Origin of the sequence: Pedobacter vanadiisoli, assembly GCF_042684385.1 — a bacterium.
GTDB classification, from domain to species: domain Bacteria; phylum Bacteroidota; class Bacteroidia; order Sphingobacteriales; family Sphingobacteriaceae; genus Pedobacter; species Pedobacter vanadiisoli.
Genome location: NZ_JBHULL010000043.1, coordinates 253,945 through 279,919, shown reverse-complemented (window position 1 = coordinate 279,919; position 25,975 = coordinate 253,945). Strand labels below are relative to the sequence as shown.

Genomic DNA, 25,975 nt, shown 5'->3' with positions numbered 1-25,975 from the left:
TCTACTTAAGACCTGACCGATGATAGCCAGTTTAAATTCCAGACTATACTTAATTTTTCTGCTCATAAAATGCTCCTATTAAAGTGTCCAACTTTTTGGGGGCAGTCCACGCAGCGAGGACTTGAAACAAAAAGCAGGACTAACCTAAAAAATGAAATGCTGAAATTGCTTTTCTGAAGAAAAAGCTGGTTTTGCCCTTCGACTAGGTTCGGGGCGACAACATGGAAAATTAATTTAATTTATAAGGTGCTACCAATTGAAATTCTGGAATATCAACATCGAATTCGGAGCCATCTATGTCACGTTTCATCAGGTAAGTACCTTTCATACTGCCCATATCGGTTTTTAAGTTGCAACCTGAAACGTAAACATGTGTTTCGCCAGGTTGGATAATGGGCTGCAAACCTACAACTCCCTCACCTTCTACTTCCCTGCGGCTGGAGTTCGAATCGAAAATTAACCACTGGCGACGCATTAACTGGACAGCATAATCAGAAAGATTGGAAATCTGAACGCGATATGCGAACATAAAATGTTCGTTAGCCGGATTTGAATATTCTGGCTGGTAAACTGTTTCAACCGAAACTTTAACCCCGTCTGTAATAGCTGTAACCATGATAATAGCGAATGTAAGAAAAAAGCTTTCAAAAATCAAGCCAGTACCTTAGTGGCATCATAGCTGGCAAATTTTTCTGCCACTTCTTCCAAAATACTGTAAATGTTATTGATATCGGCCTCGGCCACCAACCGCATGCGGTATGGTTTAAAATCTGGTAGGCCTTTAAAATAATTTGCATAGTGGCGCCGCATTTCGAAAATTCCTGTTTTCGGACCTTTCCATTCCAGCGACTTATCTAAATGGGTACGGCAAACCTCAATTCTTTCTTCAATGGTTGGTCCGGCAAGATGTTCGCCGGTTTTAAAGAAATGTTTTACCTCGCGGAAAATCCAGGGGTAACCTATAGCTGCACGACCGATCATAATGCCATCTACCTCGTATTCCATGCGCCAGTTGGCCGCTTTTTCCGGACTATCTACATCTCCGTTGCCAAAAATTGGGATTTTAATGCGCGGATTGCGTTTAATTTCCCTGATCAGCGTCCAATCGGCTTCGCCTTTATATAATTGTGCCCTTGTTCGGCCATGAATGGTAAGCGCCTGGATACCCACATCCTGAAGTCGTTCCGCAACCTCGTAAACATTTTTGGTATTATCATCCCAACCTAAGCGGGTTTTTACCGTAACAGGCAAATGCGACGCTTTAACTACGGCATCGGTCATTTTTACCATTTTATCAATATCCTGGAGCAAGCTGGATCCTGCGCCCTTACAAACTACGTTTTTAACCGGACAGCCGTAATTGATGTCAACTAAATCCGGGCCTGCTGCAGAAGCAATTTCGGATGCTTCGCGCATGTGTTCGATATCGCCGCCAAAAATCTGGATGCCAATAGGCCTTTCGTATTCGAAAATATCAAGTTTTTGTCTGCTTTTTGCTGCGTCGCGGATCAGGCCTTCAGAAGAAATAAACTCGGTATACATCATATCGGCCCCGTTTTTTTTGCAAACATAACGGAATGGCGGATCGCTTACATCCTCCATCGGAGCCAGCAATAAAGGGAATTCACCCAAATCTATATTTCCTATCTTTACAGACATTTTCTATCTTCAACGATTAATAAAACATACAAAGGTACAAATAATGAATTTTGTAACACCCATCCGCAAAGGCAGCCACCCACTTTTACAGATATTTTTACTTTGCGTTTACTGGGCGGTTGGTGCGGTAATATGCACATTATTAGGCTTTATAGTGGTCGCAATTGTTTATGGAACTTCTATTTTTGGCGAGTTGGGATCCATTATGAATGGCGATCCTAAATTTATCACAGCCTTAAAAATAATCCAGATTTCGAGTTCTATCGGAATGTTTATTTTACCTCCTATTGCTTTAGCGTATACTGAAGGGCAAAGACCGAATTCTTTTTATGGGTTCAACAAGCCTGATTTTCTTCCTTTTATTTTGGTTTTTGCCATTATGGTAGTGAGTATGCCCATTATGGAAGGATTAGCGGCTTTCAATCAAAAAATGGTTTTGCCTGAGTTTTTGAAAGGACTGGAAAACTGGATGAAAATGAAGGAACAGGAAGCCATGAAAATGACCATTCAATTGATTACGGTAAGAAGTAATTGGGATTTTGTTGCCAACCTGATTATGATTGCGGTATTACCAGCTATTGGCGAAGAACTTTTTTTTAGGGCAGGGCTACAGGGATCGTTGCAAAAAATGATGGGCAATCACCACGTTGCTATTTGGAGTACCGCCATTATTTTTAGTGCTATCCATCTTCAGTTTTACGGTTTTATACCTCGTATGTTGCTGGGAGCAGGTTTTGGCTATCTTTATTATTATAGCGGAAGCATCTGGTATGCCATGTTGGCGCACTTTTTAAACAATGCTTATGCGGTTTTTGCTGCTTTTTATATGCAAAAACACAACATGCCACTCGATAAAGTTGATGAGCCAATCGGTTTTCCATGGTATGGCTATTTAATTAGTGCAATAATTACCATAGCTTTGTTTAAATTTTTTAAAGATAACGCAGCACGTGAGCGAAAATTGGGTTAAAGTATATACCACCAGCGATGCCTTTGCGGCCGAGGTATTAAAACAGGGCTTAACGGAAGCCGGCATCCCGGCAGTGACGATAAATAGACAACTCTCGGCCTATAACATCGGTGAAATAAATGTTCTGGTAAATAAGATCGATTTTGATAAGGCCATAGAATACATCGTTGAAAACGAAATTGAATAGTGATGACTATCTTAAATCTTAAACCTTTTACCTCCTACCTTAAATGAAAACCAGGGCAATAACTGCTTTCTTTTTTACCATTGTAATGCTTGGCTCTATCCTGTTGGGGAGTTATACATTTACCATATTTTACCTTGTTTTAAGTATTTTATCCTTATTCGAATTTTATAAGCTGATTAAAAATTCTGGGATCAGGCCACATAGAAATATAGGTTTGGTAGCAGGATCTTTAATTTTTTTAATGGCCGCAGGTTTACATTACTTAAAATATGATGTGAAATACCTGCTGCTTTGTATCCCTTTTATTTTCTCTGTTTTTATTACTGAGTTATATAAAAAAAACAAAATTCCCTTTGCTAATATCTCTTACACCTTTGTAGGGTTTGTTTATGTAACCATCCCTTTTTGTTTTTTTCACGCACTGGGCTTCTTAAAAAACTGGAACGAATATAACTTTCATTTTCCCCTCGCCTTTTTATTAATGCTTTGGGCAAACGATACAGGAGCTTATCTTTTTGGTGTAAAATACGGTAAGCGAAAACTGTTCGAACGCCATTCGCCCAAGAAAAGCTGGGAAGGCTTTTTTGGTGGGATGTTTACGAGTGTGTTGGTTGCTTTTGGCCTTTCGTTCTGGTTTACAGAGAGTCCGGCATGGGTATGGGCAGGTATGGCTTTATTAATTGCAAATTTTGGTACACTGGGCGATCTGGTAGAATCGATGCTTAAACGGAGCCTGGATACAAAAGATAGCGGCGGCTTGTTACCGGGACACGGCGGTTTGTTAGACCGTTTTGACGGATTATTATTGGCTGCACCGGTAGTTTATGCCTATTTGTATCTGATTTTGTATTAAAAAAGAACATTTATCGTCCTCGTTTGTAACGAGGATGAGGGAAATTCACATTTGTAATGTGGTTATACTTGTAGCGATATAATCGCTGATCTCGCTAATCCTCGTTACAAACGAGGACTATATGTTTTTTATAAATTCTATTCCGCTGAGGCAGCTAAAACATAGTAAGCTCTTTCCACCTCTTCACCTGTTTTACTTCGCACTCGCTCTAAGTTTTTAGCAGTATCTTTAATTGTAAAACCAGCTTCTTCTAACAATTGCATTGCTTTTTCTATTTCATAGAGTGTAAACCCATAGGGAGTAAAAGGAAGGTTTTGCATAAACGTTTTTTCGGCAAAACATAGCGTAAAAATTCCGTCAGGTTTTAAAATATTTCTAATTTCTTTAAGATATTCTACTGGGTTTTCCCAAAAGTAAATGGTGTTTACTGTAAATGCCTTATCAAATTGTTCATCTGCAAAAGGTAGATGGATGCCGTCAGTAAGTAGAAAGTGAATCTGACCTTTACTTAAAAGGTCAGCGTTAATTTTTTTTGCTTCAGCAATCATCGTTTCTGAAATATCGGCTCCGTAATACGTTAGATTTTCTGCTTTTGATAATAGTTGAGCAATATGTCCACCATTTCCGTGGCCGATTTCTAAAACGGTATCATTATTTTGAAGATTTAATGCATCAATGGCCGAACTGGTCATTCCAAGATTACTGGCGTGCATCATTTCGCCTGTTTTAATGCCGTGCTCACCTTCTGGACAGCTTAATTGTTTCGCGATATTTTTTAAATCTTCTTCTGAATATTGATGCTCCATTACCAAATTTAAAGATTTAAATCTGATGATTTTTATACTGTTTTAGCTAAAATTTATAAGACTATTTGATTACCTGTGTTGGCTTTTTGTTTTCATCAATGGCTACAAAAGTAAAATCGCCATGTACGGCCAGTTCTCTTCCTTCCGCATACATCTGCTCGATATAAATTTCTACATTAACCTTTAAACTGGTATTCCCAACATGGTTAACCTTGCCAATGAGCTCTACAATGGTGCCTGCCGGAATCGGTTTTTTAAAATCAATCCTATCGCTGCTTACGGTTACCATAATCTGGCGGCTAAAACGCGTTGCAGTGATAAAAGCAACTTCGTCCATTAAATGCATGGCAGTACCACCAAAAAGGGTATCGTAATGGTTGGTTGTATTTGGAAAAACGGCTTTAAAAATACTGGTTTTTGAATTTTCTATTCTTTCTTCTAGGGTCATGGCGGTAAATATATGAGGAGTAAAAAGCTTTGACAACTTTCTGATCAGAAAGTTGTCAAAGTTGGGATCAGGACAAAAATAACAGAAGATGTTATCCTGAGCCTTTCGAAGGACAATCTATTTCAATTATTTCACAACGAGGGTCTTCGACAAGCTCAGACCGACAACAGCGGAATATTTAACATCATAGTTAGTGCTTCGGAGGCAGAAATTATATTAGTTTACCTGAAGATCTGCTGCCGGTACTTTTTCAGTTTTACGCATCTCTTTTGCAGCTTCAACCATTTCGATCAATGCTTTTTTGGTTTCGTCCCATCCCCGGGTTTTTAAGCCACAATCAGGGTTTACCCAAAGTTGCTCTGAAGGAATAACCGTTTTTGCTTTTTTGAGCAACCGAATCATTTCTTCACGTTTCGGAACCCTTGGGGAATGTATATCGTACACACCCGGACCAATTTCGTTTGGATATTTAAAATTGGCAAAAGCATCCAACAATTCCATCTGCGAACGTGAAGTTTCGATCGTGATCACATCGGCGTCCATATCTGCGATATTTTGGATGATATCGTTAAATTCTGAGTAGCACATGTGTGTGTGGATCTGGGTACCATCTTTTACGCCGCTGGCAGAAATTTTAAAGGCTTTAACTGCCCAGTTCAAATAATTTTGCCATTCGGCTTTGCGTAGTGGTAAGCCTTCTCTAATAGCAGGCTCATCAATCTGAATGATTTTTATTCCCGCATTTTCCAGGTCGCAAACTTCATCGCGAATGGCCAAAGCAATTTGCGTACAGGTTTCTGATCGTGGTTGATCATTCCGCACGAACGACCATTGTAGAATCGTTACAGGGCCTGTTAACATGCCTTTCATGTATTTAGAAGTGAGCGATTGCGCGTAGGCAGTCCACTTCACCGTCATAGGTTCAGGACGTGAAACATCGCCAAAAATGATCGGTGGTTTTACACAACGCGATCCGTAGCTTTGTACCCATCCATTTTTTGAAAAGGCAAAACCATCCAGTTGCTCACCAAAGTATTCAACCATATCGTTACGCTCAAACTCTCCATGTACCAGTACATCCAAGTCAATTTCTTCCTGCCATTTTACCGCTTTCTCGGTTTCCTGGGCAATTAAATGATCATATTCTTCAACAGTAAAAGTTCCATTTTTAAGCTTTGCCCTCCAGCTTCTTACTTCTGCCGTTTGCGGAAATGATCCGATTGTGGTTGTCGCATAAATGGGTAGGTTTAGCTCCTGTTGTTTGATTTTTCTAGACGAAAAAGGGCTCAAACGTTCCGAATCCTCCTCTTTTAAAGCCAAAACGCGGGCTTTTACTGCCGGATTGTGTATGATCTTGGAAATTTTACGGTTGCTGATGGCAACTTTATTTTCTTCCAGCTTTTGCAGGGTAGATGCAGGGCTTTCGTTGGTGATCAATTTTTTTAAGGTAGACAGCTCTGCAATTTTTTGCTTTGCATAGGCCAGCCACTGTTTAATTTCAGCTGATAAATTTTTCTCGTTGGTTTCATTGTCCAGATCAACCGGTGAGTGTATTAGTGAACATGATGGCGCAATCCATACCTTATCCAACCCTCTTTTTTCTACCGCCTGGTTAATGATGGAAACAGATTTTTCGAAATCATTTTTCCAGATATTCCTTCCGTCTATCAACCCTAAAGAAAGGATGGTGTCATCTTTTAACGCGGCTAAAACATCAGTCAGTTGATCTTCTGCACGTACCAGATCAATATGTAAAATATTTACAGGCAGCGAAGTGGTTAACGTTAAATTATTTCCTAAACCTTCGAAATAAGTAGCCAGAACAATTTTTAATCTTGGGAAGGCCTTTCGGATTTCCTTGTAAGCGTATTCGTAGGCTTTTTTGTCTTTTTCGGTGAGGTCCAAAGTCAAAAAAGGCTCATCAAACTGAACGTACTCAGCATCCAGTGCATCTAAGCGCGATAAAATGTCTATATAAACAGGAAGCAGGTTTTTGATCAGGTCTATTTTTTCAAATCCCGCTTCTTTTTCCTTGCCTAATAAAAGATAAGATACCGGGCCAATCAGTACAGGTTTAGTGGTAATGCCCAGTTGTTTGGCCTCGTAAAACTCATCAATAATCTTGGTAGAGAAAAGTTTAAAAACCTGGTCTTTAGAGAACTCCGGAACAATATAATGGTAGTTGGTATCGAACCATTTGGTCATTTCCATCGCTACCACATCCAATCCTTCTTTTTGATAACCCCTTGCCATGGCAAAATAAAGATCAAGCTCTTCATTCCCTTTTTTAAGGATTACCTCGTTATACCTCCTTGGGATTGCTCCAAAAGTTAAGGAATGATCGAGTACATGATCATAAAAAGAAAAGTCGTTCGAAGGAATAACATCAATTCCAGCTTCTTTTTGAAGGTTCCAGTTTTCGCGGCGAATGTTTTTCCCCACCTGAAGCACATTTTTGTACCCAGTTTTATCTGCCCAGTAATTTTCGCAGATTTTCTTTAATTCCCTTTGGCTACCTATTCGCGGATAGCCCAGATTTTGCGTTAGCATTTCTTTTAAAGATTAAGTAAATAAATCATTTAAAAGCTCTTAAAGCAATATTCTATAATACTCAGTATTAAAAAATTAAAAGGAAAGGTTACGGCACAGCCTGCCCACTTCTCAGCAAAAAGCTTAAAGCAAGCATATAAAATTTTATTTTTATTGTGTACAATCAGACCTGACCAATTACTTTATAACGCGAAAGTACCGTCAATTCAATATAGGCAGGTCTCCTGACTTATTCCCGATCTTATCGCCTTCCCATCCCTTTAAATGGCACAGTGGCATGATTGATAAGACCGTTGTCTTTTTTAGAGACAGAATTTACAGTTGCGCGACAGCTCGTGATTTGCACACGATTCCCTATTAATCCCGGTTGTATTCCGGGAACCTGTATCGGTTGATGAAAAATAAAGTTAAGAACTTACATCAATACAAATGTATGGATTAGGATTTAAAGATTAAGGTATTTTTATAAGCATTCATTTCTCCAGCTTCCAATTAATGGGGTTTAACTGCTTTAACCACAAATGTACACAGATAACCACAGATTTACCGGTAGTTTAAAAACCCGTATGCATCCTTTTTATCTGTGGTTAATATCATGTTTATAGGATTACTTGTAACAAATTTACAGCAAGCGGTTTTAGGAAATTATTCTCTACTATATTTGATTAACTAACTAAACCTCCTATTATGATAAAAATCTACTTTAAAAGGCTTTGTATTGCTTTTTTAATGGTAAATAGCAGTATAGTGCTGGCTCAGCAGGTACCAACGCCAAAATCGCATTTCGGTTTTGATATCGGCGACGATTATCAATTGGCCAATTATACCCAAACAGAGGCATACTTTAAAAAGCTTGCAGCAAGTTCTAACCGTATTAAACTGGTTGATATCGGTAAAACAGAAGAAGGCAGAAGTCAATATATGCTGATTGTTTCTTCGCCCGAGAACCTAAAGAAGTTAGACCGGTATAAAGAAATTTCACAACAATTAGCCCATGCCGAAATTACGCCTGAACAAGCAAAAGCTTTGTCTCAGGAAGGTAAGGCCGTTGTCTGGATAGATGGAGGCCTGCATGCAAATGAGGTGGTTGGTGCGCACCAGTTGATTGAAACGGTATATCAATTCGCTTCAAGAACTGATGCCGAAACGCTGCGCATTTTAGATAATGTGATTATTTTGTTTACACATGCCAACCCTGATGGGCAAGAGTTGATAAGCAATTGGTACATGAGGGATAAAGATCCAAAGAAAAGAACAACTTCCGGACTGCCTGTTCTCTATGAAAAATATGCAGGACATGATAATAACCGCGATTTCTTTATGTTAAACCTTAAAGAAACACAAAATATTGGTCGTCAGCTTTTTATAGAGTGGATTCCGCAGATTATGTATAACCACCATCAGGCCGGCCCGGCGGGAACGGTGGTTGCTGGTCCGCCTTACCGTGATCCGTTTAATTATGTTTTCGACCCAACTTTGTTAACCAGTTTAGATGCCGTTGGTGCAGCCATGCACAACCGGATGAATGTAGAAAATAAACCGGGTTATACACAGCGCGGTGGATCGGTTTATTCTACCTGGTACAATGGCGGCTTAAGAACCACAACCTATTTTCATAACATGGTTGGCCTTTTGACAGAAATTATCGGAAACCCTACCCCTTCTGAAATTCCTTTGGTTCCTTCCCGTTTATTGCCGAACGGAGATTCGCCAAACCCGATTACCCCAAGGAAATGGTACTTTAAAAACTCGATTGATTACTCTGTATCATTAAACTATGCCGTTTTAAATTATGCACAACGTTATCGCGACGAATTGTTGTACAACATTTACCAGATGGGCAAAAATTCAATTGAGCGGGGTAAAAAAGATACCTGGTCATTCTCTCCAAAGAAAATTGAAGCCATTAACAATGCTGCAAAAAGCGAAAGGGGTACTTCAGTTGCAGGCGGAGATGCCGATTTTGGGCCAAGGCGGCAGATCAGTACAAAAGCTTTTGATACGGTAATGAAAGCGCCGGCAAACCGTGATGCACGGGGTTATATTTTATCTGCAGATCAACCTGATTTTAATTCTGCCATTAAATTTTTAAATGCATTGATCAGAACGGGAATTGTGGTGCAAAAAGCAACAGCAGCATTTACTGTTGCTGGTAAAAATTATCCTGCCGGAAGTTATGTGGTAAAAACCAATCAGGCTTTCCGGCCACATGTTTTGGATATGTTTGAGCCACAGGATCACCCAAACGATTTTAAATACGAGGGTGGTGCCCCGATTCCGCCCTACGATGCTGCGGGGTGGACTTTGGCCTATCTAATGGATGTGAAATTTGACCGTATTTTGGACGATTTTTCTGGCCCGTTTGAAAAAAATCCTTATGGAGAACTCTTAAAACCAGAAAATAAACTGCCAAATGGATCAGGTTATGTATTAAGCGCTGCACAAAATGATTCTTACACTGCAGTTAATGATTTATTGAAAAACAAGGTTGAAGTTTACCGCTCTGCAGAAAATGGCGATTTTTACGTTTCGTCAGCAGGAAAATCAGTATTGGAAAAGGCAAATATTAAATTAAAAATTGCGGCTGCTCCAAAGAATAAAATTAAAGTTTCTACAGCCAGAATTGCTCTTTGGGATACTTACGGTGGTTCTATGGCTTCTGGCTGGGTACGGTTTTTAATGGAACAATACCATTATAACGCTACAGTAATCTATCCACAAGATGTGGATGCCGGAAATTTAAAATCCAGATACGATGTGATCATTTTTGTAGGTGGTGCAATTCCGTCCGTTCAGAATGGAGGTAGCGGAAATAGATCTTTCGGGCCAAAAGCAGATGAAATCCCACAGGAATTTAGAAACCGTTTGGGCAGGATTACTGCTGATAAATCAATCCCTGAGTTGAAGAAGTTTTTAGAGGCAGGCGGCAATATTGTAACCATTGGAAGTAGTACCAGCCTGGCTTATCACTTAAACCTGCCTGTACGTAATGCAATGGTAGAAGTTGTAAACGGAGAAGAAAAACGGTTACCTGCTGAAAAATATTATGTTCCCGGAAGTGTGTTAAATGTGGGCGTAGACACCTCTTTACCTACCAATTGGGGGATGGAAAAGGAAGCTGATGTATATTTTGATAATAGCCCTGTTTTTAAACTGACTGGCGATGCTATTGCCTCTGGGAGGATTAAACCTTTAATGTGGTTTGAAAACGCCACGCCATTACGCAGTGGCTGGGCCTGGGGCCAGACTTACCTGCAAGATGGCATAACCGCATTTGAAGCAAAAGTTGGCAAGGGGAAATTACTTGCTTTCGGGCCTGAAATAACCTTTAGGGCACAAACGCATGGTACTTTTAAGGTGATATTTAACCAATTGTATAAATAATTTAAGCAGTTACTTAGTTCGTCACGTTGAGTTTTGCGAAACGCCCTATCTTAACATGATCGTTCTATATGCTCATGATGACAATTCTTAATCAAAGCTACTATCCCAAAGGATAGTAGCTTTTTACTTTGGTCTTACTATAGTCAATTATAATACACTTAATTTTGTGTTATGAAAGTAGAAATCTGGTCGGATGTAATGTGTCCGTTTTGCTATATCGGGAAAAGACATTTTGAACAGGCGATAGAAAAATTGCCTTTCAAAAAAGAAATTGAAATAGACTGGAAGAGTTTTCAGCTCAATCCTGAGTATCAAAATACCAATAACGAAACGGTTTACGATTATCTTTCAAGAAGCAAAGGGATGCCGATTGAGCAAGCTAAGCAAATGACCAAGCAGGTGGCTGATATGGCCGCAAATGCTGGCTTAACTCTTGTTTTTGACACCAACATTCCTGCAAATACCTTTAATGCGCACCGCCTGATCCATTTGGCAGCAAAACATGATCTGCAGGATTTAGCCGAAGAAAAATTGTTTGAAGCACATTTTCTGAAAGGCAGAAATATTGGCGAAAATGATGTTTTGATTGATCTTGCCGTAGAAATGGGTTTGGATAAGGATGAAGTTACAGCTGTTTTAAATGGCAATGAATTTGCAGAAGCTGTTCGTTATGATATTTATGAAAGCCAGAATTTAGGGATTAGAGGAGTGCCTTATTTTGTGATGGACCGCAAGTATGGTATTTCGGGTGCTCAGCCTGTTCAGGCTTTTACCGATGCGCTTACCCAAAGTTTTAATGAGTGGAAAGCCGCTCAGCCCAAAACTACGCTTACCTCATTAAATAAAAATAATGATGCGGTTTGTGATGAAAATGGTTGTGAAATATAAGTTTGTTTCCCACAGATAAACTTAGATTTTTCTGCGAAAATCATTTTGATCTGTGGGGATTATTATGCAACTCGTCATGCTGAGTTTATTTCAGCATCTGTTGAAAAAACTTACTACAAGTTAGACGCTGAAAAAAGTTGAAGAGGATGGATCGTGTGGAATCCTTCAACAGGCTACCATTGACAGTTCTTATAGAAGAATCGTCCTTTCGACTGGAGCGTGCCGATTTTTCATCGGTAGCGAAATGGAGAAATCTATAGAGACAGATTTAGCTTCGCTGAGCAATCGTGGTTCTCGGCTACGTTGCACTCCGTTCGAAATGACGATCCTGGAGAAGGCCGTCACCCATATTGATTTTTATACAATAAATTATTCCTCAAGGATGACAATAGATAGGAATAAATCTCCAGATTTATTTATCTATTTTGATTCTTCAATGGTGTTAATAAATATTCCAGGCCATTAACCCGGATTTCAAACATTGTAGCCATTAAATCGCCCAATTTACCTTTCGGAAAGCCCTTATCCTTATGCCAAAGCAAATAACTTTCGGGAATATTGCAGATCAGGTAACCTTTATATTTTCCATAAGGCATTTGCATTTTCACTAAATCGAGCAATAGGGCTGGGTCTAACATGTTTATTTTAAGATAGTGCTAGTAATTTGAAAAACATTAATTCGGTCAATTGGATGACTGAATTAATGTTAATTGAGTCAATTAACTGACTCAATTAACGTTTTTAATCAATAAGTTCTAACGTTTCAATTGCTTCTTCAACCGTATTTATATTATCAAAGGCAATCCTGAGGGTATTTTTTACCTCTTTTAAATTGCACATCCGCGGATGGTTCTGTGCAAATGTTAGAATTTTGCTGAAAGTATTTGAGTCGAAATAAGCAGATTGTTTATCGCTTAAAAAATAGCCGCGCAAACTGTTTTTCTTGAAACTGATTTTCTCAAAACCTAATTTCTTGCCCAGCCACTGCAAACGCACCACGCTGAGCATGGTTTTTACCTGTGGAGGAACCGGCCCGAAACGATCGGCCAGGTGTTTTTCGAAAATGCCTAGTTCGGTTTCGTTATCAAGTTTAGAAAGTTCCGTATATAAGTTGTAGCGCTCGGTAATATTGGTAATGTAAGCATCCGGGATGTATAATTCCAGATCTGTATCTACCTGTGTAAAGCCTACGAATGGCCTGGCAGGCTCATTTTCGAACAGCCCTTTAAATTCGGCTTCTTTTAGCTCCTGGATAGCTTCATCCAATATTTTATGGTACATCTCGAAACCGATTTCGGCAATGAAACCACTTTGCTCTGCACCCAATAAATTTCCACTGCCACGGATATCCAGATCGCGCATGGCCACATTAAAACCACTGCCAAGATCAGAAAACTCTTCGATGGCACTTAAGCGCTTACGGGCTTCAGAGGTTAAAGTAGATAAGGGTGGTGAAAGCAGGTAACAAAATGCTTTTTTGTTGCTCCGCCCTACCCTTCCACGCATTTGGTGCAGGTCGCTCAAACCAAACATGTGTGCGTGGTTAATGATAATGGTATTCGCATTGGGGATATCTAGACCAGCTTCTATGATCGTTGTAGCTACCAGGACATCTTTTTCTCCGTTGATGAAATCGAGCATGACATCTTCCAATTGATCGCCATCTAGTTGGCCGTGTGCAATACCAATTCTTGCTTTTGGCACCAGTTTCTGGATTAATCCACCCAATTGCATCAGGTCGTTTACGCGGTTATGGATAAAAAACACCTGTCCGCCACGGTCTAATTCGAACTGAACAGCTTCTTGAATCAGTTTATCATTAAAAACATGTAACTCAGTGTTAACCGGTTGCCGGTTTGGTGGCGGGGTACTGATAATGGATAAATCTCTTGCCCCCATTAAAGAAAAATGTAGTGTCCTCGGAATTGGCGTTGCGGTTAGCGTTAAGGTATCAACATTTACACGTATGGCCTTTAAACGTTCTTTTGCTGTAACACCAAACTTTTGCTCTTCGTCAATAATCATGATGCCAAGATCTTTAAACTTAACATCCTTGCTCAACAAACGATGTGTTCCGATTAGAATATCAACTTTGCCTGCAGCAGCTTCGGCCAGCGTATCTTTAATCTGTTTATTGGTTTTAAAACGGTTGATATAATCTACTGTAACCGGGAAATCTTTTAAACGGGAAGAGAAAGTTTTGAAATGTTGTAAAGCCAAAATAGTAGTTGGAACCAGAACAGCAGCCTGTTTGCCTTCTGCAACAGCTTTAAATGCCGCACGAACGGCAATCTCTGTTTTTCCGAACCCAACGTCACCACAAACCAAACGGTCCATAGGATGTGGCGATTCCATATCTTTTTTAACATCCTGGGTGGCCTTTAACTGATCTGGGGTATCCTCATAAATAAACGAAGCTTCCAGTTCGGTTTGTAAATAGCTATCCGGAGAAAATGCGGTTCCGGCCTGGGTTTTGCGCAGGGCATAAAGCTTGATCAGGTCACGGGCAATATCTTTAACTTTTTTTTTTGTAGTTTTTTTTAGCTTGTCCCAGGCATCAGTACCCAGTTTATTCATCTTTGGCACCCCGCTTTCCTTGCCACTGTATTTGGCAATGCGGTTTAACGAGTTGATGTTTACGTAAAGGAGATCGTTATCTGCATAAATTAAACGGATCATCTCCTGGGTTTTACCGTTAACCTCCACTTTTTCAAGTCCGGCATATTTGCCGATACCGTGGTCGATGTGGGTAACGAAATCGCCGGATTTTAGCTCCCTTAAATCCTTTAAAGTAATGGCCTGACTTTTCTGATAACCTTTCTTTAACTTGTATTTATAATAACGGTCAAAGATCTGGTGATCGGTGTAAAATGCCGTTTGGATATTCGGATCTACAAAACCCTCGCGCAACATGCTGTTGATGGGGGTAAATTTGGCCGTTTTGTCTATATCCTCTAAAATGGCATATAAACGCTCAATCTGTTTTGGCGAATCGGTAAAAATAAAGTTAACAATGCCCTCCTTTTCGTTTTCCTTAAGGTTATGGATCAGGAGGTTAAAATCTTTATTAAAAGAAGGCTGCGGTTTGGTTTCGAACTCGAAACGGTTATCTGTTTTATAAAAAAATTGCTTGCCGAATTCAACCAGGGGAAAATCATGAAGATGATCGCCCAGTAATTTCTCGTCGCTAAAAGCAAATTTAGGGTCGATCCACTCGGGGTTCTGTGTTTTATCTGCAGCAGGTAAGGCTTTCCAAAGCTCAACAGCTTTTTTAAAGCCAGCCTTAACGATGTCTAGAGTAAATTCTACATCTTTAAACCAAAGCTGGGTATCCTGGTCAATATAATCAAGGATGCTGATATTGCTTTCGGTTAAAAATTTAGCCTGAACGTTTGGTACGATGGTAAGCGATTTAACATCGGCAACCGAAAGCTGGCTCTCAATTTCAAAACTTCTGATGCTTTCCACCTCATCGCCAAAAAACTCGATTCGGTAAGGCAAATCAGAAGAAAAAGAAAAGATATCTACAATACCACCACGGATAGAAAACTGGCCTGGCTCGTAAACAAAATCTCTGCGGTCAAAATCGTAATCAATTAAAAATTCATTAATAAAATCGATGCCCAGTTTCGCTCCCAAACTGATTTCTAAAGTGTTTTTTTCCAGTGCAGAGCGGTCAATCACTTTTTCGGCAATGGCTTCAGGGTAAGAAACGACAATTTTTCCGTATTCCGAATCGTGGTTCAGTTCGTTCAATACCTCGGCACGCGCCAGCACATTGGCCGTATCTACCTGGGTAAAATCAAAAGATTTTCGGTAAGAAGAAGGGAAAAGCAAAACCTGTTTGTCGAGCACGCTTTCCAGGTCTGATTGGAAATACGCCGCCTCTTCCCTGTCCGGCAAAACGAACATTATAGGCTTATGCAGCAGAAAGTAAGAAGAAAGGGCAACAATGGCGTCGGCTGAGCCCACCAACCCTTTTAATTGTATCTTGGGGTTTTTGGTCGCATTAAACGCTTTGGTAAATTGTTTTACCCTCTCGTCGGTTTTGTATCGGTTTATTAAATCTCGAATGTTCAAGGCACAAAAATAAGCTTATCTTTTAATATTAACCTGTAATTTATGTAAAGGTTTTTTTAACTACTTTTGGCTGAACTGCGATATAGAAATCGGATTTAGTAAAAAACAGCAACTTATTCTTAGATGGTATCGTTCATTTGGTCGAAATATATCCCCCTTTCGTCGATTAAGGGCAAATCGATGTAACAAAGGCAGTTCCGTAGCCTCTAAATTGTATAAAAAGTGAAACAATGAAATACATTAAAAGCTTTCCGCTAGAACTTTTTTTCTGGTTAACAGCTTTAGTATTACTGGCAACAGCGAATGGCCACGAGCATCATTTTACACTTTGTCCTTTAGCCAGTTTAGGTTTTGAGGATTGGTGTCCGGGATGTGGTATAGGCAGGTCCATCAGTCATATTTTACATGGCAGGTTTACCGAAAGTTTTTCCGAACACTGGTTTGGGTTTCCGGCACTTTTGATCATCGTTTACAGAGTTTATACATTGATAAAAAATAAAAGAAAGTTTAAAATTTTACCAACAAATACATAGAAACCATGGATATATTTCAATCACCTCTAATGTCGTTACCAGGTATAACACCAGAGGAATACTCATATTTACAACAGGCAACAACCGGTTTAACCGAAGAACAGTTGCGTAATTTCCTGATGGTTTACAGCAGCAAAAGAAAAAACCCTTCAGATATGTTGATTTTTTGTTTAATCGGATTGTTTGCCGTTCCGGGTTTGCAAAGGTTTATCATTGGCCAGATCGGTATGGGTATTTTATACCTTGTAACAGCAGGTTTGTGCTTTATCGGATCAATTATCGATGTAATTAACCACAAAACCCTTGCTTTTGAGCATAACCAGAAAATGGTTTTTGAAAGCTTACAGATGGTAAGGATGGGTGGTGGATTTCAACAGGCAGGAAAATTCTAGTACACCGATATTAAAATATATAAATTTCAAACCTACCGGGTTTTCAAAACCCGGTAGGTTTTTTTGTTAAATAAAGCCGATAGCAGCGAAAAGCCCGAAGCGGCCACTGAATGGAATATTAGTTTAGCGGGCAAGTTTTTGAAACCAGCTGGCTTTATTTATATTTATCGAATGAAATTAGCTGAAATTACCAATTATTTAGAAAGCATTGCGCCGCTTAATTATCAGGAAGATTATGATAACTCTGGCCTGATTGTGGGCGATCCGAATATGGAAATCCATGCTGCTTTGGTGGCTTTAGATTGTGTGGAAAAAATTGTTGATGAAGCCATTTCTAAAGGCTGCAACCTGATTATAACCCACCACCCTATTGTTTTTAAAGGGATAAAAAAGTTGAACGGTAAAAATTACGTTGAGCGTGTAGTGGTAAAAGCCATTAAAAACAACATCGCACTTTATGCCATACATACCAATTTAGACAGCATTCATACCGGAGTAAATGCCATGATCTGCCACCGTTTGGGTTTAACGGGCACCAAAGTACTTTCTCCAAAAGCCGGACTTTTAAAAAAACTGGTTACCTATTGTCCGCATGCACAGGCCGAGCAATTGCGATCGGCATTGTTTTATGCAGGTGCGGGGAACATTGGTAATTATAGCGAGTGCAGTTTCAATGCTGATGGTTTTGGCACGTTTAAAGGAAATGAAGATTCAGACCCTTTTGTGGGTGAAAAAGGTTTCCGCCATCGCGAGAACGAAGTACGGATTGAAATGGTGTACCCTACCCAGGCAGAACGGAAAATTTTGGTTGCCCTTTTCGAAAACCACCCTTACGAAGAGGTGGCTTACGATATTTACAAGCTCGAAAATAAACACCAGTTGGTTGGCTCGGGCATGGTCGGCTGGCTGGAATATGACATGGATGGGTATGATTTTTTACATTTGGTAAAAGACAGGATGCAGGCCAAAGTGATCCGGCATACCGAAGTAATTGGCAAAAGGATTAAAAAAGTAGCGGTTTGTGGAGGTTCAGGAAGCTTCCTTTTAAAAGATGCAATTGCCGCAGGGGCAGATGTTTTTATCACCGCAGATTTCAAATATCATGAGTTTTTTGATGCAGAGGAAAAACTGATCATTGCCGACATCGGACACTTTGAAACTGAACAATTTACCTCAAATTTATTGCTTGAAATTATTCAGAAAAAATTTACTAACTTTGCAATCCGTTTAACGGAGCAAAATACAAACCCCATAAATTACTTGTTTTAATGGAACAAACCGTAGAACAAAAGCTAAAAGCTTTATACGAATTACAAAATATCCACACTAAAATTGATAAGATTCGTCAGGTACGTGGCGAATTACCAATGGAAGTTGCCGATCTTGAGGATGATGTTTTAGGATTAGAGACCAGAATTTCAAAAATCAAAGGCGAACTTGATGATCTTGAGGATTCAATCGTAACCCGTAAAAATACAATTAAAGATGCGCAAGCTGCCATCAAAAGATATGATTCTCAATTAAAAGAAGTTAAAAATAACCGCGAATACGATGCCTTAACCAAAGAAATCGAGATTCAAGGTTTAGATATCCAGGTTTCTGAAAAGAAAATTAAGGAACACGGTTTCGAAATCAACTCTAAAACTGAAATCTACGAAGCTGCCAAGGCAGAATTAGATGGCAGAAAGAAAGATTTGGAAGCTAAAAAAACTGAACTTGATGTAATTACTGCAGAAACTGAAAAAGAAGAAGAGGATTTACAAAAGAAAGCTGATAAAGCCGAAACTCAGATAGAAGAGCGTTTATTGGTTGCCTATAAGCGTTTACGCAAAAATGCAGTAAATGGTTTAGCAGTAGTAACCATCGACCGTGACTCTTGCTCGGGTTGTTTTAACCAGATTCCGCCTCAACGCCAGTTAGACATCCGTCAACGTAAAAAAATCATTGTTTGCGAACACTGCGGCCGTATTTTGGTTGATGAGGCTTTAACCCATGAGGTAGCTGAAGCTTAAACCAAATATTCAAATAATTTAAACGTCCCGATTAAACCGGGACGTTTTTTGTTTAGGCCTGTTTTTTGCTCACACAAAACAAGAATAACTTTTTAGCGTTTAATGTAGATATTTGTAAACATGTGAAGCTGTAGACGCAGCACAGAACCAACCGAAATAGAATCCCTGATGAATAAAAGTTTCCGTTTTTTTGTAACCTCTGCTCTGCTCCTCTCCCCTTTATTCTCACTTGCAAACTTCGATTTTAACAACAATTGCCTAAACGCCTATAAAAGTATTTTCGAGCTAAAACTGGGCAATGCAAAGGCATATATTTCAACGGAAAAGAAGCTGCACCCCAATAATTCAATTATCCCGCTGCTCGAAAATTATATAGATTATTTTACCGTACTCACTTCAGAAAGCAAGGCTGATTTCGATCGCTTGAAAGGAAACAAATCGTCCAGACTTGATCAGATCAGCGATGACGATAAAAATTCGCCTTATTACCTCTATGCGCAGGCAGAGATCAATTTGCAATGGGCGCTCATCCGTGGTCGTTTTGGAGAATATTTTAACGCGGCAATGGAAGTTAAAAGGGCAAACAGCCTTTTACAGGACAACAATAAAAAATTCCCCAATTTTCACCTTAATTTAAAAGGTTTAGGCCTGATTAATGCGGTTTTGGGCAATTTACCTGATGGTGCCTTAAAAACAGCACTTTCGACCTTTGGCATTAAAGGAAATTTGCAAAACGGACTGAACATGTTTGAAAAACTGGCTGATAACCTGCCGAAATCATCTTATGAGCCTTTTTACGAAGAAGTAGTATTTTATTATGCCTACGTATTAACCGATGTGGCACACAGCCCCCAGGCTTATGCCAAAACAATGAAATATACCGAAAGGATTGCCGATACCAGTTTGCTTAAAAGCTACCTGCAAAGTTACGTGTGCATTAAAAATTCGCACAGTGACGAGGCTATAGCCATTTTAGCTAAACGGCCTGAGGGAGGTGTTTATCAGCCTTTCCCTTATCTTGATTACCTGGAAGGAATTGCGCACTTAAATAAGCTGGACCTAAATGCAGCAACTTATTTTAACCGGTTTTTGCAGACCACAAAGGGTGTAAATTTTGTAAAGGATGCTTACCTCCATTTAGGCTGGATCTCGCTGCTGAAGGGAGATAAAGCAGGCTACGCGGCATTTGCTGCCAAGGCTGTTAAAAATGGCTACACTTATATGGAAAAAGATAAACAGGCTAAAAGTGAAGCTGCTGCCGGAACACCGACCCTTGATCTCTTAAAAGCGAGGCTTTTGTTTGATGGTGGTTATTTAAACAGGGCCCTGCAGCTACTAGATGATAAAAAAGCAGGAGATTATACAAACGAAAAAGATAAAACGGAGTTTAATTACCGTTTGGGCAGGATATATGATGATCTGGGTAAAGATGAGCAAGCCCTGGCTGCTTACCAGGAAACAATCAATATAGGAAGAAACCTTAAATATTACTTTGCAGCCAATGCCGCTTTGCAAATGGGCAAAGTTTACGAGAGAAAGAAAAACGAGGCTAAAGCAAAAGAGGCTTTCAATACCGCCATTTCCATGAAAAACCATGAGTTTGAAAGCAGTATCGAAAGCCAGGCTAAAGCCGGGTTGAGGCGCTTAGCGAATTAAAAGCGGTACACAAAAGCATTTATGTGCATGCCTGCCCCAACTGAAGCAAAAACGGCTACATCTCCAGCTTTAACTTTATAACCTTTAACCTGCTCTTTTAAAACAAGGTCTAACAGAGTTGGAACAGTGGCAACAGAACTGTTTCCCAACCAAGAAATTGTCATTGGAACCAGGTTTTCCGGAACAATGTCTTTACCATACAGTTTAAATAAACGTTTCATAATGGCGGTATCCATTTTACCGTTGGCCTGATGTACAAATACAATATTGATGTCTTCTACACTCAATCCGGCTTTATCAATGGCTTTTTTAATCACTTGAGGCACCTGAACTACTGCAAACTCATAAAGTTTACGCCCGTTCATTTTAAGGTAGAAATTTCCACTGGTTTCATCCGGGTGCGACCCCTTTCCCATGGTTAACAGGTTGCCGTAATTAACTGCGTGCGTTTCTGTTTTATGGGCCAGAATTCCTTTTTGTTCCGTTGATTCTTCTGCTTCGAAAATTACCGCTCCCGCACCATCCGAAAAAATCATACTGTCGCGGTCGTGTGGGTCAATAATGCGGCTCAGGGTTTCTGCACCAATCACTATCACCCGTTTGGCATCGCCACTTTTAATGTAATAATCGGCCTGTATGGCTCCCTGTACCCATCCCGGACAACCAAAAATGAGGTCGTAAGCTACGCAGTCAGGATTGTGAATGCCCAGGTACTGTTTAACTTTTGAAGCCAGGGATGGTAAAATATCACTTCGGTTACTATTTAAGGGAATATCGCCAAAATTATGGCAGAAGATAATATAGTCTAAAGTTTCCTTATCTATACCTGCATTTTCTATGGCTTTTTCTGCCGCCTTAGCACCAATATGATTGCTTAATTGTTCAGGACAGGCATAACGTCTTTCTATGATCTCGGTGATTTCGGAAAATTTATGAATGATCTCTGAGTTCTCTTTTTCCAGGCGGTTTCCGTTCTCGAAGAATGTACTGTTTAAGAATTCGTTTCCAGAGATAATGTTCTGTGGAATGTAACTTCCGGTACCCAAAATTACCGTTTTTATCGATTTATCCATAATTATAATACCGGATACTAAAACGGTATGTAGTATAAAAATACCAATTTTATTCGATAAACGGAAATATATTTGATTTTATCGAAGCTTGTTTTCGATGGCGAATTTTAATAATCCTGTTTTTCCCGCTACATTTAGCTTTTGCGCCATGTTTTTCCGGTGTGTATCAACGGTGCTTAATGCTATAAATAATTTTTGCGCGATTTGCTGGGAAGAATAATCTTCACTGATCAATTGGAGAATCTCCATTTCCCTGGCGGTTAAATTATGGCTTTTTTGAAAATGATCTCCATCATTAAATACCGATGGCTGAACATCAGGTTTTATTTTTTGGAAATATTTTTCTCCCTGCCGTATGCCAGAAATAATTTTGAACAATGTTTGAGCGTCGGTATCTTTCTGAACAAATGCCTTTACGCCTATACTTTCGAGCTTGGCTGCCAGTTTAGTAGAATAATACATCGATAAAACCATTATTTTAACTTCAGGAAAGAGTTGCCTGATCTTTTCCGTGGCAATTTCACCATCTAAAACAGGCATGTTCAGATCAAGGATTAAAATATCGGGGACCTGATTATTCAGGAGATGTAGAACCTCTTTGCCATTAGATGCCATGCCGATTATTTTAAAATCGGGCTGCTCAGAAAGAATGGCCGACAATCCTTCGGCAAACAGTTTATGATCGTCTGCGATCATTAAGGTGGTGGATTTCTGCTCAGTCATGTTCATTATTTCAAGGGGATATCAATTACGATGGTGGTACCGTTCTGGTTACTATCGATCTGGATTTTTCCATTCAGGTAATTTACACGCGAGAGGATATTCTGCATGCCCAACCCTTTTTTATCCTCCTCAGGATTAAAACCAATGCCATTATCTTCTGCCATGATGTTAATCCTTTCATCAAAAGATAAGATCTGTATAGTCGCTTTTGTAGCCAGCGAATGCCTGTTGATGTTATTTACCAACTCGTTAACAATCCGGTATATGGTGATTTCGGTCGTGCTTTCTATAGGGTGTTCTACCTGAAAAACAAATTCGAAAGCAATTTTGCCAGAGTTGTTTAAGCTGTTGAAGTGTTCTTTCAGGGTTTCGATCAGGCCCAGCTGCTCAAAGTTTTTGGGCATTAGGTTATGCGATATCTCCCTTAAATCGGCGCAGGCCTTTTCCACCATCCCTATGGTCTGATCGTAAAACACACGCTCGTTTTCGGTCAGCTTTAATGCTTTTTGCTGAAAAGCTGTAATATTCAATTTGATAATCGATAACGTACCTCCCAGATCATCGTGCAGATCGCGGGCCAGGCGGGTTCTTTCGTCTTCCTGTGCATTAAAAATGCCATCGGCCAGATCAACCTGGAGTTTGCTTTTTTCTTCGAGTAGAATTTCTTTTTCCTTTTTAAGGAAATTATAGCGTTGGGTTAAGGCAAATGAAAGGAATATAATTTCGGCCGTTAAACCCACCACCAACCCATTTGGTTTCAGCAGGTTAAAATTGGTGAGGCCAAGGGTGTTAAAAACATAGTTGAATACCCCAAATAAAAGCATTACGGTGGCTATAAAGTAGTACCAACCCAACTTATAGCCGGCCCTAATGCGTTCTACCACGCAAATAATCAGTACGATAACCGTAAGCAGGGCCAAAAAGTTGTTGATGTAAAAAACGGTCTTCTCGAGTGCGATAAACGATTTAAAAAGCATGAAAACGGGTATGATGGACATCAGCCAGCAAAAACGCTTATAATAGTTGGTAAAGTGGTACAGCCGGCTATTTTCAGAACTTTGGTTAACGAACAGCTGCATCACCTGGATCAATAGTCCACAGCTTAACGAAGCCATGATAAGCCGCATGTAATCCTGTAAACCAGGTAAATTGGGGTAAAACCATTGGAAGGCAAGTCCTTCTTCTTCCAGAATAAAAATCAGTGTACAGAAAATATAGATGGCATAATAAAGGTGGATCCTATCTCTGACAGAGGCATAAAGCAGCAGGTTAAATATGACGGCAAAAACAAAAATACCAGTATAAAACCCGAATAGTGTATGTTGCGGGATTTCGGCCTGTATAATATCAATATCACGTCCTATTGACATGGGCATGTACATATTCTGCCCACGTTTGTCTGCCCAGAGGTAAAAAGTGGCTTTTTCTTGAGGGTTAAGTACAAGCGGATAAATAAAACTTCTGTTACGGTACGGACGCTGTTTAAATGGGAAATGATCGCCGGTTAAACCAAGCGGATGTATTTTCCCCGTTGTATCTACCTTGAAAAGCTGAAGCCGGTTAATACTTGAGCTCTGCTCCTTAAACATCAGGTGGACTGATTGGTTTAAGGTATTTTTGATATCGAAAGCAATCCAATAGTACGACTGGGTATAACCTTTACTAAAAACCTTTCCAACGGTTAACGGACTGAGTTTGTTTGCCTGTTTAAGTTTAATGATCGAATCGATATTGAGGTTTAAATCCCTGTCCTCATAAAAATAACCATGCCTGCTGATATTGAACTTTTTAGCCGTATCTATTAGAATGGGATTGCCCTGCTGCGCAAAGCATAAATTGCATAGTAATAATAAGAATAGTAATAAAACTTTATTCATTGAGCGGATTATCGAAAAGATATAATCAATATTCCATAAATATAACAACATTAAAGAACTACTAAATATACCGAGTACTCGGTATATAAACCACTTTGGCTATCGATTACTTTTATATCAAACTAAACGATATAAAAACAAGAACCTTACTGGCTACTATTTATAGCACAGATAGCAATGTCAAATTGCTTGTTTTGGGGAGATATGCCTTATAAATAACTACAGATTTGCACCTATAAAAGAGATACGTAGTTGCGGCATTTAAGGCATTTAAGGCATTTATTTATCTAAAATAGAAATCATGAAAATAATAATCTTATTTAATAGCTTGATGCTCATTTCTATAGCTCTTTTAGCACAAGATTGTAGTGATAGCTGCGGGCCCGCAGGAAAGGAAAGCCTAAGGACAAATATTTTAAAAGAGGAATTAAATACCAGCCCATTTAATAGTATAGTCCATATCGTTGTAAAACGAATTTATAGGTCTACAGGCAGTCCATCAACTGCCTCATTTATAGATAGCAATGTGTTGATTACTGCAAATCATTCTTTGATAAGAAGCCCGTTTATATCAGATATTACCTTGAAAATGAATGGTATGTCAATAAAATTAAAGAAAAGAGACTTTAAAATCTATCATTTTCACCAAGGGCTATTCCATAAGGAAAATAAGGATATTGCAATTCTTGTACTAAAGAAGGATGTAAAGGATGTGCTAAGAAGTTACTCTCATTTTCAATTAGCAAACTTTGACCTTATAAGAGATACAACACACAAATTTCATTTAACAGGTTTTCCATTTGATAGGCCCGATACTTTGGTTGATAAAACCACAGGCTATAACGACCTGAAGAAAGAGCCATCAGGGAAAGTAGTTGGGTATGGTCTTTACACATGTAAAGGAGACAGTGGCGCTCCTTTGTGGTATGAAGACAACGGAATATTTAAAGTTGTTTCTATACACCATGGGAAAGGAGGACTACCAGAATTTGATTGTAAAACAACGAATTGGGGTATTAAGGTTACTTCCGAAGTAGTGGAATGGGTAAATCGTAAAAAAGTAATTCACTAAAATGTTAAAATATGTACACAAAAATCTTATTAACCGCCCTTTTGGTTATTTCTTTTAACCAAGTCAACGCTCAAGAAAATGTATTTCGCAGTGGCTTTGTATTCAAAAAGAAATATATTGATAATACAAATATCAGTATTTATAAAATTAGCGAAGAAACAGATCGAACTACTGGAAAATTAACTAAGAAATTTGAAAAAAAGGAAATTTATAATAAACTTATAGGAGTGATAAAGGAAAGAAATAAAGATTCACTATTTGTACACTTTTGGGATATCACAAAAAATGTATCATCAACAAATAATATTATAACCTCTGAAGATAATGGTAGTGATTATGTAATTGAAGTAAAAAAATGGAATGGAAATAGATCGCATTTGGATTTACCATATCGTTTTGTTCAATTAATGGCAACCAACATACCATTCAGAGTTTTAACTAAATCAGGAAACCTAGAATCGGAATTTTTAAACGCCAATGTTTCTTTGGTATGGGTAAAAGGGAAAACACGGCTTTTTAAGAGCGAATTTGTTGAACCAAGAAACAGATATTGGGCTTTAGGTCCATATTTTGGGTTAACGGCCATTGATGGCTCTGATACAGAAAAAAAACAGTTTGGTTTAAACTATGGAGTAAACGTAATGGCAGGTATCCAGGGGATAAATATAATTGCTGCTTACGGATTTCAGAACGGATTTAAATCTGATACAAAAAGCATACAGCCTTATTTCGGCTTTGGAATAGGCTTTAAATTACTTGAGGCATTTTCACCTCAAATAAAAAATAAGGATTGAATCTAGATCATTTAATCT

22 protein-coding genes and 1 riboswitch are annotated in these 25,975 nt (G+C 39.1%); of the genes, 12 read left to right on the top strand and 10 right to left on the bottom strand.

Annotated features, from left to right (window positions below; translation table 11 throughout):
* Positions 1–229: 229 nt before the first annotated feature.
* Complete coding sequence (apaG, locus tag ACFSR6_RS21325) at positions 230–616, bottom strand: Co2+/Mg2+ efflux protein ApaG (protein WP_379082755.1); 387 nt, start codon at positions 614–616, stop codon at positions 230–232.
* Between the two features lie 35 nt (positions 617–651).
* Complete coding sequence (gene dusB / locus ACFSR6_RS21320) at positions 652–1,659, bottom strand: tRNA dihydrouridine synthase DusB (RefSeq protein WP_379082752.1); 1,008 nt, start codon at positions 1,657–1,659, stop codon at positions 652–654.
* A 43-nt stretch (positions 1,660–1,702) separates the two neighbouring features.
* Between dusB and ACFSR6_RS21315 the strand changes: the two genes are divergently transcribed.
* The 3 genes from ACFSR6_RS21315 to ACFSR6_RS21305 are packed head-to-tail and all read left to right on the top strand — an operon-like array spanning position 1,703 to position 3,669.
* Positions 1,703–2,629: a CPBP family intramembrane glutamic endopeptidase gene (locus ACFSR6_RS21315; RefSeq protein WP_379082749.1), complete on the top strand. Its 927-nt coding sequence runs from the start codon at positions 1,703–1,705 to the stop codon at positions 2,627–2,629.
* Positions 2,610–2,816 carry a putative signal transducing protein gene (locus ACFSR6_RS21310; RefSeq protein WP_379082747.1) on the top strand — a complete coding sequence of 69 codons (207 nt, stop codon included), beginning with the start codon at positions 2,610–2,612 and terminating at the stop codon, positions 2,814–2,816. The genes ACFSR6_RS21315 and ACFSR6_RS21310 overlap by 20 nt, the downstream gene beginning before the upstream one ends.
* A 43-nt stretch (positions 2,817–2,859) precedes the next feature.
* Entirely contained in the window at positions 2,860–3,669 is an 810-nt protein-coding gene (locus ACFSR6_RS21305) for a phosphatidate cytidylyltransferase (RefSeq protein ID WP_183766612.1), read from the top strand.
* A gap of 137 nt (positions 3,670–3,806) precedes the next feature.
* On the opposite strand, the gene ACFSR6_RS21300 is transcribed toward ACFSR6_RS21305, so the two are convergent.
* The 3 genes from ACFSR6_RS21300 to metE all read right to left on the bottom strand — a co-directional run bounded on the left by ACFSR6_RS21300 (position 3,807) and on the right by metE (position 7,473).
* A complete protein-coding gene (locus ACFSR6_RS21300; RefSeq protein ID WP_379082745.1) occupies positions 3,807–4,475 on the bottom strand; it encodes a class I SAM-dependent methyltransferase in 669 nt (222 codons plus the stop codon).
* Between the two features lie 61 nt (positions 4,476–4,536).
* Positions 4,537–4,923 carry an acyl-CoA thioesterase gene (locus ACFSR6_RS21295; RefSeq protein ID WP_183766614.1) on the bottom strand — a complete coding sequence of 129 codons (387 nt, stop codon included), beginning with the start codon at positions 4,921–4,923 and terminating at the stop codon, positions 4,537–4,539.
* 216 nt (positions 4,924–5,139) lie between these two features.
* Positions 5,140–7,473: a 5-methyltetrahydropteroyltriglutamate--homocysteine S-methyltransferase gene (metE, locus tag ACFSR6_RS21290; RefSeq protein WP_379082743.1), complete on the bottom strand. Its 2,334-nt coding sequence runs from the start codon at positions 7,471–7,473 to the stop codon at positions 5,140–5,142.
* Positions 7,474–7,670: 197 nt separating this feature from the next.
* Positions 7,671–7,874, bottom strand: a riboswitch (cobalamin riboswitch).
* 286 nt (positions 7,875–8,160) lie between these two features.
* Between metE and ACFSR6_RS21285 the strand changes: the two genes are divergently transcribed.
* Together ACFSR6_RS21285 and ACFSR6_RS21280 are read left to right on the top strand one after the other, a co-directional pair.
* A complete protein-coding gene (locus ACFSR6_RS21285; protein ID WP_379082741.1) occupies positions 8,161–10,857 on the top strand; it encodes a M14 family metallopeptidase in 2,697 nt (898 codons plus the stop codon).
* Positions 10,858–11,028: 171 nt separating this feature from the next.
* The gene (locus ACFSR6_RS21280) at positions 11,029–11,745 is read left to right on the top strand and encodes a DsbA family oxidoreductase (RefSeq protein WP_379082738.1); all 717 of its coding nucleotides are present in this window, start codon (positions 11,029–11,031) and stop codon (positions 11,743–11,745) included.
* Positions 11,746–12,161: 416 nt separating this feature from the next.
* Here ACFSR6_RS21280 and ACFSR6_RS21275 read toward each other — a convergent pair whose 3' ends face one another.
* Together ACFSR6_RS21275 and mfd are read right to left on the bottom strand one after the other, a co-directional pair.
* A complete protein-coding gene (locus tag ACFSR6_RS21275; RefSeq protein ID WP_379082736.1) occupies positions 12,162–12,383 on the bottom strand; it encodes a DUF3820 family protein in 222 nt (73 codons plus the stop codon).
* A gap of 103 nt (positions 12,384–12,486) precedes the next feature.
* The gene (gene mfd, locus ACFSR6_RS21270; RefSeq protein ID WP_379082734.1) at positions 12,487–15,825 is read right to left on the bottom strand and encodes a transcription-repair coupling factor; all 3,339 of its coding nucleotides are present in this window, start codon (positions 15,823–15,825) and stop codon (positions 12,487–12,489) included.
* Between the two features lie 230 nt (positions 15,826–16,055).
* Here mfd and ACFSR6_RS21265 point away from each other — a divergent pair, with 230 nt between their 5' ends.
* The 5 genes from ACFSR6_RS21265 (at position 16,056) to ACFSR6_RS21245 (ending at position 20,418) form a co-directional block, all read left to right on the top strand.
* Positions 16,056–16,358, top strand: a complete 303-nt coding sequence (locus ACFSR6_RS21265) for a DUF2752 domain-containing protein (RefSeq protein WP_379082732.1) — start codon at positions 16,056–16,058, stop codon at positions 16,356–16,358.
* Positions 16,359–16,363: 5 nt separating this feature from the next.
* Positions 16,364–16,750 (top strand): TM2 domain-containing protein, encoded by a 387-nt coding sequence (locus ACFSR6_RS21260; protein ID WP_183766629.1) that lies wholly within the window; start codon positions 16,364–16,366, stop codon positions 16,748–16,750.
* A gap of 171 nt (positions 16,751–16,921) precedes the next feature.
* Positions 16,922–18,019, top strand: a complete 1,098-nt coding sequence (locus ACFSR6_RS21255; protein WP_379082730.1) for a Nif3-like dinuclear metal center hexameric protein — start codon at positions 16,922–16,924, stop codon at positions 18,017–18,019.
* Positions 18,019–18,762: a zinc ribbon domain-containing protein gene (locus ACFSR6_RS21250; RefSeq protein WP_379082728.1), complete on the top strand. Its 744-nt coding sequence runs from the start codon at positions 18,019–18,021 to the stop codon at positions 18,760–18,762. The genes ACFSR6_RS21255 and ACFSR6_RS21250 overlap by 1 nt, the downstream gene beginning before the upstream one ends.
* A 168-nt stretch (positions 18,763–18,930) precedes the next feature.
* Complete coding sequence (locus ACFSR6_RS21245; protein WP_379082725.1) at positions 18,931–20,418, top strand: YfgM family protein; 1,488 nt, start codon at positions 18,931–18,933, stop codon at positions 20,416–20,418.
* Here the strand turns inward: ACFSR6_RS21245 and ACFSR6_RS21240 are convergent.
* The 3 genes from ACFSR6_RS21240 to ACFSR6_RS21230 all read right to left on the bottom strand — a co-directional run bounded on the left by ACFSR6_RS21240 (position 20,415) and on the right by ACFSR6_RS21230 (position 24,091).
* Positions 20,415–21,491: a 3-oxoacyl-ACP synthase III family protein gene (locus ACFSR6_RS21240; RefSeq protein ID WP_379082723.1), complete on the bottom strand. Its 1,077-nt coding sequence runs from the start codon at positions 21,489–21,491 to the stop codon at positions 20,415–20,417. The genes ACFSR6_RS21245 and ACFSR6_RS21240 overlap by 4 nt on opposite strands.
* A 78-nt stretch (positions 21,492–21,569) precedes the next feature.
* Positions 21,570–22,214: a response regulator gene (locus ACFSR6_RS21235; protein ID WP_379082720.1), complete on the bottom strand. Its 645-nt coding sequence runs from the start codon at positions 22,212–22,214 to the stop codon at positions 21,570–21,572.
* A gap of 5 nt (positions 22,215–22,219) precedes the next feature.
* A complete protein-coding gene (locus ACFSR6_RS21230) occupies positions 22,220–24,091 on the bottom strand; it encodes a sensor histidine kinase (RefSeq protein ID WP_379082717.1) in 1,872 nt (623 codons plus the stop codon).
* Positions 24,092–24,392: 301 nt separating this feature from the next.
* Here ACFSR6_RS21230 and ACFSR6_RS21225 point away from each other — a divergent pair, with 301 nt between their 5' ends.
* The gene (locus ACFSR6_RS21225) at positions 24,393–25,163 is read left to right on the top strand and encodes a trypsin-like serine peptidase (protein WP_379082715.1); all 771 of its coding nucleotides are present in this window, start codon (positions 24,393–24,395) and stop codon (positions 25,161–25,163) included.
* 11 nt (positions 25,164–25,174) lie between these two features.
* On the top strand, positions 25,175–25,957 hold the full coding sequence (locus ACFSR6_RS21220; protein ID WP_379082713.1) for a hypothetical protein: 783 nt from the start codon (positions 25,175–25,177) through the stop codon (positions 25,955–25,957).
* The last annotated feature ends 18 nt before the right edge of the window (positions 25,958–25,975 follow it).

What these genes read in the sequence shown, in the direction of transcription:
- ACFSR6_RS21240 (WP_379082723.1), bottom strand. Translation starts at nt 21,491, where the DNA reads ATGGATAAATCGATAAAAACGGTAATTTTGGGTACCGGAAGTTACATT.
- ACFSR6_RS21305 (WP_183766612.1), top strand. Translation starts at nt 2,860, where the DNA reads ATGAAAACCAGGGCAATAACTGCTTTCTTTTTTACCATTGTAATGCTT.
- ACFSR6_RS21300 (WP_379082745.1), bottom strand. Translation starts at nt 4,475, where the DNA reads ATGGAGCATCAATATTCAGAAGAAGATTTAAAAAATATCGCGAAACAA.
- ACFSR6_RS21265 (WP_379082732.1), top strand. Translation starts at nt 16,056, where the DNA reads ATGAAATACATTAAAAGCTTTCCGCTAGAACTTTTTTTCTGGTTAACA.
- ACFSR6_RS21245 (WP_379082725.1), top strand. Translation starts at nt 18,931, where the DNA reads ATGAATAAAAGTTTCCGTTTTTTTGTAACCTCTGCTCTGCTCCTCTCC.
- ACFSR6_RS21295 (WP_183766614.1), bottom strand. Translation starts at nt 4,923, where the DNA reads ATGACCCTAGAAGAAAGAATAGAAAATTCAAAAACCAGTATTTTTAAA.
- ACFSR6_RS21235 (WP_379082720.1), bottom strand. Translation starts at nt 22,214, where the DNA reads ATGACTGAGCAGAAATCCACCACCTTAATGATCGCAGACGATCATAAA.
- ACFSR6_RS21220 (WP_379082713.1), top strand. Translation starts at nt 25,175, where the DNA reads ATGTACACAAAAATCTTATTAACCGCCCTTTTGGTTATTTCTTTTAAC.
- ACFSR6_RS21250 (WP_379082728.1), top strand. Translation starts at nt 18,019, where the DNA reads ATGGAACAAACCGTAGAACAAAAGCTAAAAGCTTTATACGAATTACAA.
- apaG (WP_379082755.1), bottom strand. Translation starts at nt 616, where the DNA reads ATGGTTACAGCTATTACAGACGGGGTTAAAGTTTCGGTTGAAACAGTT.
- ACFSR6_RS21225 (WP_379082715.1), top strand. Translation starts at nt 24,393, where the DNA reads ATGAAAATAATAATCTTATTTAATAGCTTGATGCTCATTTCTATAGCT.
- ACFSR6_RS21255 (WP_379082730.1), top strand. Translation starts at nt 16,922, where the DNA reads ATGAAATTAGCTGAAATTACCAATTATTTAGAAAGCATTGCGCCGCTT.
- ACFSR6_RS21275 (WP_379082736.1), bottom strand. Translation starts at nt 12,383, where the DNA reads ATGTTAGACCCAGCCCTATTGCTCGATTTAGTGAAAATGCAAATGCCT.
- ACFSR6_RS21280 (WP_379082738.1), top strand. Translation starts at nt 11,029, where the DNA reads ATGAAAGTAGAAATCTGGTCGGATGTAATGTGTCCGTTTTGCTATATC.
- dusB (WP_379082752.1), bottom strand. Translation starts at nt 1,659, where the DNA reads ATGTCTGTAAAGATAGGAAATATAGATTTGGGTGAATTCCCTTTATTG.
- ACFSR6_RS21285 (WP_379082741.1), top strand. Translation starts at nt 8,161, where the DNA reads ATGATAAAAATCTACTTTAAAAGGCTTTGTATTGCTTTTTTAATGGTA.
- metE (WP_379082743.1), bottom strand. Translation starts at nt 7,473, where the DNA reads ATGCTAACGCAAAATCTGGGCTATCCGCGAATAGGTAGCCAAAGGGAA.
- ACFSR6_RS21315 (WP_379082749.1), top strand. Translation starts at nt 1,703, where the DNA reads ATGAATTTTGTAACACCCATCCGCAAAGGCAGCCACCCACTTTTACAG.
- ACFSR6_RS21260 (WP_183766629.1), top strand. Translation starts at nt 16,364, where the DNA reads ATGGATATATTTCAATCACCTCTAATGTCGTTACCAGGTATAACACCA.
- ACFSR6_RS21230 (WP_379082717.1), bottom strand. Translation starts at nt 24,091, where the DNA reads ATGAATAAAGTTTTATTACTATTCTTATTATTACTATGCAATTTATGC.